Annotated in this window: 11 protein-coding genes; 1 reads left to right on the top strand and 10 read right to left on the bottom strand. The window is 67.0% G+C overall.

The annotated features are described in order from the left end of the window. Positions 1-6: 6 nt before the first annotated feature. Positions 7-1,296 carry a hypothetical protein gene (locus ACULPM_RS01070; RefSeq protein WP_445330707.1) on the top strand — a complete coding sequence of 430 codons (1,290 nt, stop codon included), beginning with the start codon at positions 7-9 and terminating at the stop codon, positions 1,294-1,296. Positions 1,297-1,404: 108 nt separating this feature from the next. Here ACULPM_RS01070 and ACULPM_RS01065 read toward each other — a convergent pair whose 3' ends face one another. From ACULPM_RS01065 to ACULPM_RS01020, 10 genes are all read right to left on the bottom strand, one after another. After that, positions 1,405-2,070, bottom strand: a complete 666-nt coding sequence (locus tag ACULPM_RS01065) for a hypothetical protein (protein WP_445330706.1) — start codon at positions 2,068-2,070, stop codon at positions 1,405-1,407. 15 nt (positions 2,071-2,085) lie between these two features. After that, positions 2,086-2,895: a YARHG domain-containing protein gene (locus tag ACULPM_RS01060; protein ID WP_445330705.1), complete on the bottom strand. Its 810-nt coding sequence runs from the start codon at positions 2,893-2,895 to the stop codon at positions 2,086-2,088. A 111-nt stretch (positions 2,896-3,006) separates the two neighbouring features. Further along, positions 3,007-5,475: a phenylalanine--tRNA ligase subunit beta gene (pheT, locus tag ACULPM_RS01055; protein WP_445330704.1), complete on the bottom strand. Its 2,469-nt coding sequence runs from the start codon at positions 5,473-5,475 to the stop codon at positions 3,007-3,009. Positions 5,476-5,581: 106 nt separating this feature from the next. After that, positions 5,582-6,661, bottom strand: coding sequence for a phenylalanine--tRNA ligase subunit alpha (gene pheS / locus ACULPM_RS01050; protein WP_167930415.1), 1,080 nt, complete (start codon positions 6,659-6,661; stop codon positions 5,582-5,584). A 686-nt stretch (positions 6,662-7,347) separates the two neighbouring features. Next, positions 7,348-8,673: a lipase family protein gene (locus ACULPM_RS01045; protein ID WP_445330703.1), complete on the bottom strand. Its 1,326-nt coding sequence runs from the start codon at positions 8,671-8,673 to the stop codon at positions 7,348-7,350. Between the two features lie 151 nt (positions 8,674-8,824). After that, positions 8,825-10,363, bottom strand: coding sequence for a DUF3604 domain-containing protein (locus ACULPM_RS01040; RefSeq protein WP_445330702.1), 1,539 nt, complete (start codon positions 10,361-10,363; stop codon positions 8,825-8,827). An 8-nt stretch (positions 10,364-10,371) separates the two neighbouring features. Next, a complete protein-coding gene (locus ACULPM_RS01035) occupies positions 10,372-11,223 on the bottom strand; it encodes a PTS system mannose/fructose/sorbose family transporter subunit IID (protein WP_445330701.1) in 852 nt (283 codons plus the stop codon). A gap of 1 nt (position 11,224) precedes the next feature. Then, positions 11,225-12,049, bottom strand: a complete 825-nt coding sequence (locus tag ACULPM_RS01030) for a PTS mannose/fructose/sorbose/N-acetylgalactosamine transporter subunit IIC (RefSeq protein WP_445330700.1) — start codon at positions 12,047-12,049, stop codon at positions 11,225-11,227. A 12-nt stretch (positions 12,050-12,061) separates the two neighbouring features. Continuing rightward, complete coding sequence (locus ACULPM_RS01025) at positions 12,062-12,988, bottom strand: PTS mannose/fructose/sorbose transporter subunit IIAB (protein ID WP_445330699.1); 927 nt, start codon at positions 12,986-12,988, stop codon at positions 12,062-12,064. 57 nt (positions 12,989-13,045) lie between these two features. Next, positions 13,046-14,434 (bottom strand): sulfatase family protein, encoded by a 1,389-nt coding sequence (locus ACULPM_RS01020; protein WP_445330698.1) that lies wholly within the window; start codon positions 14,432-14,434, stop codon positions 13,046-13,048. Positions 14,435-14,542: the final 108 nt, after the last annotated feature.

Raw genomic sequence — 14,542 nt, 5'->3', positions numbered from 1 at the left:
CGACGGATGCTTCGGCTTAACGAGACATACCTCGGCGCCCGGGTGACCTCCGACGAGGTCGCCCGGGCCTCGGCAACGCACGCTGACGTGCTCGCGCGCTGCCAGGCAGGCGAGGGGCGCCACGCCGGCTCCCTCGGCTGGCTCCACGTGGACGACTGGGCCTCGGACGAGAAGATCGCCCGGGTCGAGAGCCTTGCCGCGCAGCTGCGAGAACGCGCGGACACCTTCGTCCTTATCGGCGTCGGCGGCTCAAACAACGCCGCGCGCGCCGCGCTCTGCGCGCTGGGCGCGCGCGGCGGCTCGCTCGACGGGACGCACCGCGTGGTCTACGCGGGCAACACCCTCTCCGCCTTTGAGCTTCGGCGCGTCCTGGACGACCTCGAGGGCCACGAGGTCGTCATCGACTGCGTGGCCAAGAACTTCGAGACGCTGGAGCCTGGGTCATCCTTCCGGCTGCTGCGTCAGTGGCTCGTCGAACGGCATGGCGAGAAGAACGCGGCATCGCGCATCGTCTGCTGCGGCACGCCGGACTCCCACCTCGAGAGGCTCTGCCACGACCACGGCTATACGTTCACGACCTTCCCCGAGCCCGTGGGCGGACGCTACACGGCGCTCACCGAGGTGCATCTCCTGCCCCTCGCCTTCGCTGGCGCCGATGTCCGGGCCCTCGTGGCCGGCGCTCGCGCCGAGGAGGCCCTCCTGCGCGACGGCACGGAGGACCCCCTGGCAAACGCCGCCTGGCGCTACGCGCTCATCCGCAGGCTCGCTTGGGACGCGGGGCTGCGCGTGGAGCTCCTGAGCTTCTTCGAGCCTCGCTTCCGCTGGCTCTCCAAGTGGTACGAGCAGCTCTTTGGCGAGAGCGAGGGCAAGGACGGTCGCGGCCTTTTCCCAGCCTCGGCCGAGTACTCCGAGGAGCTTCACAGCCTGGGCCAGTACGTGCAGGACGGCACGCCCCAGGTCATGGAGACCTTCCTCGACGTGCTCGAACCCGGCGAGGGAGACTCCCTCGTCCTGGGGGGCTCGGACATCGACGACCGCTTTGGGTACCTTGACGGTGTCGACTTCTGGGACGTCAACAAGGCGAGCTTTGCGGCCACGCGCGCCGCGCACGCATCGGCACTCCCCTGCCCCACTCTTGAGCTCGACCGTCTGGATGCCGAGCATCTGGGAAGGCTCTTCTACTTCCTCATGTTCTCGTGCTACCTCTCGGCGAGCCTGCTCGGCGTCAACCCCTTCGACCAGCCCGGGGTGGAGTCCTACAAGCAGCTCATGTTCCGCACGCTCGGACGCCGCTAGGGCGACGTCACACGCCCCCTCAGGCGCGCCCCCTGCGTCACGTCCTTCTCGTCACCTGCGAAGGTGCGAGAAGGGCCGCGCGGGGGACGCGCCTCCCTTGTGCCGGGGCTAGCCTCGGTGGCCGGCAAACGAGCGCAGGCCGCGCACGATGGTGTCATGCGCCTCCTGGCGGGCCGTTTCGAAGAACTCGGCACTGAGCAGCTGGTAGACGGGCACGCCGCTCACGTGCTCATCGCGGTTCTTCTCGACGATGCGCCGTGCGACGTCGGCCGCGGCGCGCGCGTCGCGCTCGAGAATCGAGTACGGAGGAAACGCGGCGCACTGGGCGAGAAGGGCCTCGTCGACGCTCGGGACCATCGAGATGTCGAGCGTGCGGCCAAAGAGCGCGAAGTCCGCCTGCTTGCCGATGCGCGCCCGCTCGCCGGGCTTCACCCCGATGAGCTCCAGATAGCGACGCGTATGGGCGTTGTAGACGTGGTCGGTCACGAGATGTGCCCACGCGCCGAGCGTGAGGTCGCTCACCTGCTCCTGGCGCGCCACGTAGAAGTTCCAGAACTCGTCATAGCTGGGCAGGGGGATGTGCTCGCGCAGGGCCTGGTGAGTGAGCTTGTAGTCGATGCGGTACGTGGTGTCGGGGACCATGTAGCCCACGTAGATGTCCGGGGCGAGGTTGCCCAGGAGAAACGCGTTGGCGTCGCGGACGCCCAGCGACTCGGCGCCCTCCTCCCGGAGGAGCCGCTCGACGTGCGCGGTGTGGATGTTCCAGCTTGGCATGGATGCCCTCCGGGGCTAGATGTACGCAGACCCGCGCGCCTGCTCGAGCTCGAGAATCGTCGCGGCGTTGCGCTGCTCGGTGTAGCTCAGGATCGAGCCGGAGCGGGCGTCGAAGTCGTCAGGCGAGTAGGTCGGGGTGTACCAGGACTTGTCGCTGAAGTAGCGAACGAGGTCGTCGTTTCTGAACTCGCGGCCATGGCGGGCATAGATCTCGTTTCTCGCGAGGTAGAGCTCCCAGTCGCTCAGGTGGGAGATCTCGCTCGTCGAGTACTCGTACGTGGCGCTGTACGGGAGGATGTAGTCGTCGTTCACGTGCACGACCGTCGATGCGGGCGGGGCGGGCGCTCGGTCGTTGCCCTCGACCACCACGACCACGTTGTTCTGCTGCGTGCCGGCGGCATCCCCCGACGCGTCGTCGGCGCTCGCATCCTCCTCCGATTCGGCCTTCCCCGCTTCGGCCGCCTCGTCCTTCTCGGCCTCCTCATCAGAGGCCTCGGCCTCCTCCGCGGGGGCTGAGTCATCCGCAGGCTGCTCCTGGACGCTCTGAGCCGGCTCGTCCCGCGGGCCGCCGAAGGGGTTCGCCACCACGACGACGAGCGCGACCACCGCGACGAGCGCGACCACGGACATGACGACGGCCACGACGGAGCTGCCGTGCGGGCGCGCCCCGCCGGGCTGAGAAGGCGTGGAGGGGACGGGAGGGGCGGGCGCAGCCGGGGGGACGGCGGCGGTCTTGTCGGCATCGCCCGTGCTGACGGGGGCGCCGCACGAGTCGCAGAACTTCGCGCCGTCGGAAATCTCGGCGCCGCAGTTTGAGCAGAACATGGTCCCTCCTTGCAACAGCGTCACCCAGACAGTGTAACCCTAACGCGGCGCGGCCGGACGCGATCGCGCCCGGCCGCCGTCATGACAGATAAACCCGTCCCCTTTGTCAGGCTAGCTGCGGACCTCGCCGCCGGTGGACTTGCAGACCTTGGTCACGAGCTTGGAGTGGGCCTTCTCCACCTCGTCGGAGGTGAGGGTGCGGTCGGCCGCGCGGTAGGTGAGCGAGAAGGCCATGGACTTCTTGCCCTTGCCCACGCGCTCGTCATCGCGGTAGACGTCGAAGAGGCGGACGTCAGCGAGCAGCTTGCCGCCGGCCGAGGAGATGCGCTGCATGAGGGTCTCGCAGGTCACCGACTCGTCCACGACGATGGCGAGGTCCACGTCCACGCCGGGCAGCGTGGGCACGTCCTCGTAGGGCAGCTGGTCCGCCGCGAGGCGCAGCAGCGCCGCCTGGGAGAGCTCGAAGGCCACCACGGGCGCGTCCACGCCCATGGCCTTGAGGCCGCGCGGGTGGACGTTGCCCACCCAGCCGATGACCTGGCCGCCGCCAGCCGTGACCTCGGCGGCGCGCCCGGGCTGGAGCCACGGGTACTGCTCGGGGTCGGCGACCTTGAAGCGGACCTTCGTGAGGCGCAGGGCGTCGAGCAGCTCCTCGACCACGCCCTTGGCGTCGAAGAAGTCGTACTCGTCAAAGTGCTGGTTCCACGCGTCGTCGGCGCGCTTGCCGGCCATGACGCCGCAGACGTAGCTCGGCTCGTCGGGGAGGCTCCGGCTCTCGTGTCCGAAGAAGACGCGGCCGATCTCGTAGAGCGCGACGTTGGCGACGCCGTGGTCGAGGTTGTACGCCACGGAGCGGAGCAGCCCCGGCAGCATGGAGCGGCGCATCTCGGACTGCTCGGCCACGAGCGGGCGGATGATCTTCACGGGCACGCCGCGGCCGGTCTCGGGGATGCTCAGACGGGCGAGGTCGTCCGGCGCGGCGAAGTTGTACGTGGAGGTCTCCGAGAGGCCGCAGGAGCGCAGGACCTGGCCGATCTTGCGAACGCGGCGCTGCTCGACGGTGAGGCCGCCGGCGTGGTTCTTGGCGGCGGGCAGCGTGGCCTCGATGTCGCCCTCGCCCCAGAGGCGCACGACCTCCTCGATGAGGTCGACCTCGCGGGTGAGGTCAGGCCGGTTGGTGGGGGCGGTCACGACGTAGTGCTCGATGTCGTTCTTCTCGACCGTGCAGCCGAGGCGCTCGAGGCGGGACATCATGAACGAGTTGGTGATGGGGGCGCCGGCAAGCGCGCGGGCGCGATACGGGCGGAACTCGATGCGCGCCGGGGCATCGTCCGCCTCTCCGGGGTAGACGTCCACGATGCCCGGGCAGACCTCGGCGCCGCAGCACTCCTCGAAGAGCGCGGCCGCGATCTCGGCCACGTTGGCGCAGTTGGAGCCGTCGACCTGACGCTCGTAGCGGATGGAGGCCTCGCTCATGAGGTCGAGGTTGCGCGAGGTGCGCGACGTGTGGCCGCTCGAGAAGTTCGCGCTCTCGAGAAGGACGTCGACGGTCTCCTCCGTGATCTCGGAGTCGAGGCCGCCCATGACGCCGGCGAGCGCGATCGGGGTCGCGCCGTCGTCGGTGATGAGGCACATGTCGTGCGTGAGCTCGCACTCCTGGCCGTCGAGCGTCACGAGCTTCTCGCCGTCGTGGGCGGCGCGCACCACGATGTGGCGCTTGCCGTCGCGCTCGGTGAGCTTGCCCAGGTCGAAGGCGTGGAGCGGCTGGCCCGTGAGGTACATCACGTAGTTGGTCACGTCCACGACGTTGTTGATCGAGCGTCCGCCGGCGGCGGCCACGCGCTGGGCGAGCCACTCGGGCGAGGGGCCGATCTTCACGTTGCGCACCACGCGCGCGGTGTAGCGTGGGCAGAGCTCGGGGTCGTCGATCGTCACGTCGACGAGGTCGGCGGCGTTCGGGCCCTGTTCGGCCTTCACGGCGGGCAGCTCGATGTGGGTGTCCTCGTCGAGGATGGCCGCGACCTCGGTGGCGATGCCGGTCATGGAGAGGCAGTCGGGGCGGTTGGGCGTGATCTCGCAGTCGATCACGGTGTCGGACATGCCGAGGTAGTCGGTGAAGTCCATGCCCACCGGCGCGTCCTCGGGCAGGATCATGATGCCCTCGTGGTCGTTGCCGAGACCCAGCTCGCGGGCCGAGCAGTTCATGCCGCAGGACTCGACGCCGCGCAGCTTGCTCTTCTTGATCTTGAAGTCGCCGGGCAGCACCGCGCCGATCATGGCGGTCACGATGTGGTCACCCTCGTTGAAGTTCTGGGCGCCGCAGACGATCTGCAGGGGCACGGGATTGCCGTTCTCGTCCACGTTCTTGTCGCCCACGGAGACCTGGCAGAGCCACATGTGGTCCGAGTCGGGGTGGGGCTTCTTGCTCACGACCTGGGCCGTGACCACGTGCTCGAGGTTGGCGCCGACCTTTTCTGTGGCCTCGACCTCGGTGCCGGTGCGGGTGAACTCGGCCACGAGCTCGGCGGGGTCCGCCGGCACGTCGACCATGCTCTTGAGCCACTCATATGAGACGCGCATTTCTTTTCTCCTTCTCGCGCGATTCGAAACATGTTTCCGTTAGTTCTGCATGCCACTGGCGTCAGGTTTATTTGGCATGCCAAATAAATCTGACGCCAGTGGCGCGTTAGAACTGACGGAGGAAGCGCATGTCGCCGGTCATCAGCATGCGCAGGTCGGGCAGGTCGTAGCGAAGGGCCGCCACGCGCTCGACGCCGATGCCGAAGGCGAATCCGGTGTACTTCTCGGGATCGATGCCGCAGAACTCGAAGACGTTGGGGTCCACCATGCCGGCGCCCAGGATCTCAAGCCAGCCGGTGTTCTTGCAGAAGCGGCAGCCCTTGCCGCCGCAGACGCCGCAGGAGACGTCGACCTCGCAGCTGGGCTCGGTGAACGGGAAGAAGTGCGGGCGGTAGCGCGTGGCGCGGTCCTTGCCAAAGATCTCGCGCGTGAAGTAGTCAAGCGTGCCCTTGAGGTCGCCAAAGGTGATGCCCTCGTCCACGACGAGGCCCTCCACCTGCGTGAACTGCGGCAGGTGGTTAGCGTCGGCGGTATCCGGGCGGAAGACGGTGCCCGGGCAGATCATGTAGATGGGCGGCTTCTTGTTCTCCATAACGTGCACCTGGACGCCGGAGGTCTGGGTGCGCAGCAGGATGTCGGACTCGCCCTGGACGTTGGTCTCCTCGGCGTGGAGCATCGTGCCCGGCGCGTTGTCCACCACGTAGAAGGTGTCCTTGGCGGAACGGCTGGGGTGGTCCTCCGGCGCGTTGAGCGCGGTGAAGTTGTACCAGGTGCTCTCCACGTAGGGACCGTCCTCGACGGTGTAGCCGAGCCCCACGAAGATGTCCTCGATCTCCTCGCGGATCTGGCTGATGAGGTGCTGGGTGCCCTGGGAGAGGCGGCGTCCCGGCAGCGTGACGTCAACGGCGTCGGCGGCCATCTTCTGCTCCAGGAGCGCGGCGGAGAGCTCCTCCTTGCGCGCCTTGAGCGCGGCGTCCACGGTGGCGCGGACGGTGTTGGCGAGCTGGCCCATGGCCGGGCGCTCCTCGGGCGGCACCTTGCCCATCGAACGCATGATGGCCGTGAGCTGGCCCTTCTTGCCCAGGTAGCTCACGCGCAGGGCCTCGAGAGCCTCCATGGTCTCGGCGGCGGCCAGGCCCTCCTGGAACTGGGCCTCGATCGCCTTGAGGTCGTCGGACATCGACATCGTACAATCCCTTCTCTACTAAAAAACCGCCCCTCGGCAGCCGTGCTGCTGCCCAAGGACGGAATGATCCGCGGTACCACCTCGGTTGGCGCGTCGGGTTGTCTCCCCCGAGCGCCCGCTCTTCTGCCCCGTGCCGTGGGACCCCCGGCTTCCCTACTGAGTGTGCAAAGGGGACAGTCACTTTTGCACGTTCCGTGCGTGACCGCCCGAGCGTGCAAAAGTGACTGTCCCCTTTGCACGCCGCACGACCGTTCAGGTCGCGGCTGGTGGAGTGAACTCCGGGCCTCTGCCTTGGAGGGGGCTCTCAGCCGGTGACCCCCATCTCTTGTCCGCTGGCAACGCGACGCCCAGACCTCTCCGTCATCGCCTAGCGTGACATGGTAGCACAGCCCGGGCAAGCGGCATACCCCTATGTGCAATTGTCCCGATAGTGTGAAACTTTCGAGCCAGTCTCTGCAATCAGGGGGATAGTGCGAAGCCATTTCTGCCGATTTCCTTCTCTACGAGCCCCAAATTATGATTTGATTTCACATAAACGCAGATGTTTTGAGAGGCGCTGCTCAGACGGAGGCGAAAAACCCTTCGCACTATCCCCCTGACTGCAGAGGCATGTCCGACTTTTTCGCACTATCCCCCTGATTGCATCGAACGGCCGCCGAGCGCCGCTCCGATCTGGGCGTCACGCGCTATACGAATGTCAGGGCGGAGGCGTCCACGACATCGAGCCAGGCAATATAGGTGTTGGGATAGTGACTGGCAAGGAGGCGCCCCGCGTCGACGCCAAGGCAGAGACGGGTCAGCGTGAGCAGGCCGGCAGGGGACGTGAGCTCGTCGAAGCTCGACACCTCGCTCCCCAGCTCGCCCAGCATCCCGTCCACCGTCTCCCGGTCCGAGGGGTCGTAGGGGCACTCCGTCCCCATGCTGCGCTCGTACGAGTCGCGCATGGCGTCATACGACCGGTCGAAGGCCGTCTGGCCCTCGGCGGGAAGCCACACGTCCTGACCGTACCGGCGGTAGCCCCACTCCGCGAGCGGCAGCTGGGGAACCAGGTCGGAGGGATTGAGCACGTTGAAGACGTTGTCGTAGGTGGCGTCACGCGCGTCTTCCGCCGAGGTGCAGTTGGGGGTGGCAAAGGTATACGCGCGCACGTCCCCGGCGGAGGGAATCGCACCGTGCGCCCCCGAGGCCCCGTCCGCGTAGCTCGCGAGGAGGTTGGCCACGGCACCACCGCGGCTGTGTCCACAGAAGAGGTAGCTCCGCTCCACCCCGGGGTCCACCGCGGCGGCACGCTCCTCGAGGTCGAGGACGATCTCGGCGGCGGCGAGCGTGAAGCCCAGATGGTCGGCATCTCCCAGCTCGCGCGCCACGTCCGAGGTGCCCTCGATCCGGATGTTGGAGAGCCACTCAGACCCATACGACCCGCGCACCACCACGACGCAGAGCTCCTTCTCGGCCCCGGTCTCCCGCGAGCGCAGGCGCTTCGTGGCGAGCGTGTAGGCAACGACGTCCGTTCCGTCGAGAAGCCCCCTCAGCTCGTCGAGCACCTCGCTGCGATACCGGTAGGAAGCCGTCGACACCTCGTCGAAGCCCAGGCTCGCAAACGCGTTCTCCGCGAAGGCGGGCACGCTCGAGCCCTGCTGGTAGTAAGCGCTCTCGGCATTGGCGACGGCGGAAAGGACCGCGCAGGTGTGCGCGAGCTCGGCATTGTAGGCCGTCGGGTCCTGGAAGAACCACTCGTCGTCCCAAGTGACCTGTGAGGAGACCTGATGGCCGTCGCCCGAGAACAGCGCGGCGTACTCGATGTCCGTCGTGAACGAGGGAGGCCGCTCCACCGCGCTGACCTCCGGCGCGATGACCGCGTTTGCTCCCGTTGCCTGCTCGATGCGGCGCGCGTGCAGCACCGCTGCCCCGGCCAGCGTCGCGCTGTCGAGAAGGACGACCGTGACAAGCAGGACGAACAGCAGGCTCCGCCGCCGCCTCGTGCGTCTCCGTCCCTCGCCGCGCAGCCGCATCGTCACCTCCGTCCGCCCTTTTGACCATGATACCCGGCAACGCGCCGCAGCTGGCATGCCGCAGGCAACATGACGAAACCGTTAGAAAGGCGGCGGGGCGTCCGCTGGGGGACGCCCCGCCGCAGCAAGGAGGAGCGGAGGCTCCGCGCGCCTACGCGCGGGAGATCCAGATCGGTGAGGCCCAGGCCGTCTGACCGTCCGCCTGGACGAGCTTCACGAACCAGCTCGTCTCCTCGGGACCAGGTCGGACCGCAAAGGAATCCTCCACCTCATAGAGGTCCGAGGCGAAGCCCTGGCACACCTTCACCTTGTAGGCGTTGTGATACCACGCGTCGCTGCGGTAGTACTCCTCGATTCCCGCCGCCCTGGCGATGAGCTCCTTGGCCTCATCCTCAAAGACCTCGAGGAAGCTGCCCGCGAGGATCTTCTCAACCGGCCAGACGAAGCGCTCTCCGCAGACCTCCATGGTCACGGTGCCGTCGAGCGGCGCCTCGACCTCGAAGACGTAGCCCTCGGTGCGCATGGAGCTGTCGCGCACCCAGTGCGTGCCGCCCACCTTCTGCGACTTGGCGACAAAGCTCACGGTCTTCTCGTCCACAACGTGGAAGCGGTTGTCAAAGCTGCTGAAGACCGGCTCCACGGAGACGACCGACCCCGTCGTGGAGAGCGTCCCCTCCCACACCCGCTCGGTGGCCTCGGGGAAGTACCTGACGTTGGGGCCCCAGCCAAACTCCACGCGGAACTTGAACCGGACGGTCCCGTCCTCGCTCGCCTCGGGCGCACGCCATCGGACCACGTGCACGTCGTCGAGGTCTCCGTCCCGATAGAGCTCGATTCGCTCGACCTTGGAGTTTGCGCGAGCGCGAACCCTGAGCTCGACCTCGTCGGACGCAGTCGTAAAGACCGAGCCCAGCGGGTGGCCCTCAGCCTCGCACCACAGGTCGATGCGCGACCCGGTGAAGCCGAAGGTGCGACGCGACGTGAGCGCGTCCCAGAGGGCATCCTTGGAGTAGTCGCTCGCCCAGACGCCTGCGCGACCGTACTTGACCATGGCCGGGACCTCGTGGTTGTCGCCAGAGCAGATCAGGCCGAAGTGCTTGCCGCGCTTGAGGCCTGCGACCACGCTCGTCTCGTCCACGCGCGGGCCCATGTGGATGTGGCGCTCCATGGCGAGCGACGTCATATCACGCTCGGAGCTGCCGTGGTGCGAGAAGACCTCGGCCACGGGCGAGAAGGACTCGTCGTGGGTGTCCCAGTTCTTGCCCCTGTTGCCCCGCGAGTACGCCAGGTGATGCGGGATGCCGATCACGTCCTGGCCGCGGTAGGTCTCGACGAGGTCCTGGTAGCGCGGCGGGAGCTCGATCTGACCCGACGTCTTGAAGTAGACGTTGTGGTCGCCGTCCTCGCCGGTACCCTGCCACTCGAAGCCGGGGAAGCACAAAAAGCCGTCGCTCTTCTCGCGCTCGGCGAGAAACGCCAGGATATGCTCCCACTGCTCGCGCATGAGGTCGCGATCCATCTCCCGCTCGGTGCCAAAGCCGCCGGGAAGCTCCACCATCTGGTACGGGTAGTAGGCGAGCGTGAAGAAGTCGCTCACGCGCTCGCAGTGCTCGAACCACCTATCCAGCTCGTCGATCTGGCCGGGGTGGAGGTTGAGGTGCAGATCGGTGATGTAGCTCTGGTAGTCCATCGCAGCACCTACATAATTCCGGTCACGACCATGACCGCGGCAAAGACCAGGATGGCCACGATCAGCTTGTTGGCGGACCAGCCCTTCTTGGAGACGAGCAGGTAGCTCACCAGGGCGATTACGAGCGGCACCAGGTTGGGCATGATCTTGTCGAAGATCTCCTGGAGGTTGATAGTCATGTCACCGGAGGCGTAGGCAAAGGCGATGGGAGCCTTGATGGTCGTTGCAGCCACGCCGCCGATGACGATCAGGCCCACGATGGTGAGAGCCGTGGTGATCTTGTCCTTGAGCTCAACGTTGGTGAGCAGCTTGACGGCGTCGGCACCGAGATCGTAACCCTTGACGAAGAGGAAGTACTTCAGCGGGATGACGATGCCGCACCACAGGGCGAGAAACACAATCGGGCCGAGCGGGTTACCGCCGGTGGACAGGCCGATGCCAATGGAGAGCAGGATCGGGTTGATCGTGCCCACGAGGATGGAGTCGCCGATGCCGGCGAACGGGCCCATCAGGGCGTTCTTGGTGCTGGCGATGACCTCCTCGTCGAAGTCGGGGTCGTTGGCCTTCTCCTCCTCGAGGGCCAGGCAGATGCCCGGGATGATGGCGCCGAGCTGCGGCTCGGTGTTGAAGAAAGTCATGTTGCGCTGCAGCGCGTGGGACAGGCCCTCCTTGTCGCCCTCGTAGAGCTTCTCGAGGGAGCCAGAGAGACTGTGACAGAACGGCGTGCCCATCATGCGCTCGTAGTTCTGCGAGGCGAGGCAGAAGAAGGCCCAGCGCCAGGCTGCCTTCGAGACGTCGTGCCTGCTGAGGCGAACCTCGTGCTTGGCGCCCTCGGCGCCGGTGTGAGTCTGCGTGGTCATGTTATCGCTCCTCATAGTTGCCGTCTTCGTCCTCATAGATGGCCGCGGCCTCGAGCGCGGGGCCCGCCTGGCCGCCCTTGCCGCTGTAGCGCGCCATCACGTAGATGAGGGCAAACGCCAGGGCGATGAACACCAGCGAGGTCGTGGTCAGCGAGAAGGACGAGACGAGGACCCAGCCCAGGATGAACAGGCAGATCATCCACTTCTCCTGGACGATCTGGTTGAGCAGGATGGCAAAGCCCAGGGCGGGCAGCATCTTGCCGCCGATGGCGAGCCAGTCGATGACGACCTGCGGGAGCGCCGCGAACAGGCCCTCGGCGAAGCCGGAGCCGAGGTAGCACGCCAGGGTCACGATGAAGAAGCGCTCGGCGAACTCGATGAGCTGGCCGCAGAGGTTGGCGATGCGGATGCCGCGGGCGTCGCCATTGGCGGCGCACTTGTCGGCGCGGTGGGGCCAGATGGCGTTGAACGTCATCGTGAAGTTGTGCAGGGCCACGCCGAGGGCGCCCACGGGGATGGCCAGGGCGACGGCCATCTCTGAGCTGCCGCCCGCGACGATGGCGAGCGGGATGCCGATGTAGGCCGCGAGGTTGAGGTCAGAGGGGACCGCGCCGCCCGGGGTGATCTGGCCGATGAAGATCGCCTGCACGGCAACGCCGCACAGGACGCCGGCCTCGACGTTGCCGAGGATGACGCCGCAGATCAGACCCGCGACGAGGGGACGGCCGATGCCGTACCAGCCGCCGGTGGTGCCGCAGAGCCAGGGCACCTGGTTACGTCCCAGGTACGCGAACAGGCCGATGAGGGCCGCCTGCCAAAGTTCCATGCTTCCTCCTTGCTACTTGTTGACTACTGCGACAAAGTCGATCTGGGGGTCGGCCGGGACCTGTCGTGCCGTGAAGCCCGTGCCCTTGTCGGCGAGGTCGCGGACGATCTGTGCCTCGCGGTCGGTGAGGTTGACGCACTTGACGTAGGTGGTCGTGTCCGGACGGTTGGGAACGTTGCCTAGGTCCACGAGGTCAAAGTGGTAGCCCAGCTCGTCGAGGGTCGCCAGGGTCTCCATGCGGGTCATCACCACCAGGACGCGGTCGCCGGGGTAGGAGCGCTCGTCGGAGAGGCGCTCGACGGCCTTCTTGGTGGAAAGGATCGAGAGCTTGACGGCCGCGGGCTTGGCCATCTTAAGGGCCATCTTCTGGGTCTCGTCGCGCACGGCAACGTCGTCGATGACGACGATGCGCGTCGCGCCCGTCCGCGGCACCCAGGCCGTAGCGACCTGGCCATGGATGCCGCGCGCGTCGACGCGCACGCCCACGATCTGCTGGGGCTCGTCGGAGAGCGGGGCGACCGCGGCGGCGCGGCGGACGGGCGCGTTGGGCCTCTCGGTACCCGCGGCGAGCGCCTTGACGTCGTGGATGGCCTCGTGGCCGGTCGCGATCATGCCGGCCGCGTCGGCCTCCTCCATGGCGGCGGAGATCACCATGGCGAGGTTCATGCCGCTGACCACGCTCACGCGCTCGTCAGCAGCGTAGCGCTCGAGGGCGGCGTTGCAGGGCGAGCCGCCCATCAGGTCGGCGATGACGCGAACGGATTCGCAGCCGGCAAGTTCCTCGTCGAGCGCCGCGAGCTTCTGGTCAAGCTCCTCCTTGCCGTCGTCCGGGGAGAGGCATACGGTGCGTATGTCCTCACGCTCCCCCACGATCATCTCCACGGAGGTCTTCATGGCCTCTGGTAGCGCTCCGTGGCCCACCAAAACGATTGCGTTCAAGCGGTCCTCCCTCTCTCGTGTCCGTTACGGCCGCGCGGGCGCGCGGGCCGACGTTGCCTATGCCATGCCTCGCTCGCGCACCGAGAAGTGCGCACCAAGGCTCTCGTAGTCGGCGGGGTCCTTGGAGCCGGCCGCCACGCACTCGCGACGGTTGACCTTCCACTCAGGGCGCACCGCGATGGGACCCTCGAGCAGCGGGTCGTTGGTGCGCCGCATGAAGTCATCCAAGCGGGAGCGCATCTCGTCGAGGACGTCGGCGTAGCGGGGGTCGGCCGCTACGTTGTTGGTCTCGAAGACGTCGTAGGCGAGGTCATAGAGGCACACGGCCTCCTTGGTGATGTCGGCGAGGCCGAAGTGCTCCTCGTAGTAGTTCTTCACGAGGGAGCCGTCGATGTTGGACTGGTTGACGCGCAGCCAGTCCTCGTCAAAGAAGCGCACGTACTTATAGCGCCTGGTCCTCACGGAGCGCACGGGCTCGTAGGAGGTGTGGAAGTTGATCTCAGCGAAGACGGCCTCGTCGCCCTCGTCCTTCTCGCCGCGGAAGATGCCAGCGTGGCTCTGGCCCTCGAGGTAGTCGGGCTTCTCGATGCCCAGGAGGTCCAGGAGGGTGGGCACCACATCGACATGGGAGACCAGCCCCTCGAAACTGCGACCCTCGGCGCGCGACCCGGGGACGCGCATAGCGAGAAGGACGCCGGTGCCGGAGTCGAGCAGCGTGCACTTCTCGAAGGGGTAGGCCAGGCCGTGGTCGGTCGTGAGCACCACGATTGTGTCGTCGTAGTGTCCGCTCTCGCACAGGGCGTCGAGCACCAGGCCGTAGTTGGCGTCGGCCATCTCGACGCTGCGCTTGTAGCAGGCGTAGTCAGCGCGGGTCACCTCGTTGTTGGGGATGTTCACCGGAGGCTGGGCGTAGTCCTCGACGCCCGGCTCGGCGTCGGGCCAGGCGCGGTGCGTCGCGTGCTGGCCGTAGGAGACGAAGAACGGCTGGTCGCCGTCGTAAGAGCAGAGCCACTCGGCGAGGCGCTCGGCGTTCTTGCGGTCCCACTCCACGAGGTCCTTCTCGATGTAGCCCGTGGCATCGGTCGTGATGTCCTCGTCGTAGCCGAGGGCCTCGGGCGCGAGCTGGTGGTCGGTGTAGTAGCCCACCTCGTGCTGCACGCCGCACAGCACGCTTCGGAAGCCCTCGTGCGAGAGCAGGCGGGCCAGATGGCGCGAGCCGTCGATCTCAAAGCCGCGCTGGGCGAGGCCGAGCATGCCGTTCTGGTGCGGGTAGGTGCCCGTGAGCAGGCCCGCGCGGCTCGGCGAGCACGTGGGTGCCACACAGAACGCATGCTGGAACAGCAGCGCGTCCTCGCAGAACTCCTGGATGCGCGGGGTCTCGACGGCGTAGCCGTAGGGAGAGATGACCCGACCCGTGTCGTGCGTGTGCAGGTAGAGAACGTTCACGCCAGCTCCTTCCGTCGCGCGTACGCGGCGCCTTGGGGAAGCCCATCCTAGGGTGTTTGGAATTAATTCCGTCTATAAAATGAAATTCATTCCAATGAGCGGCACAAT

The organism is Thermophilibacter sp. ZX-H3 (assembly GCF_052599055.1).
This window is presented reverse-complemented; position numbering and strand designations above follow the sequence as displayed.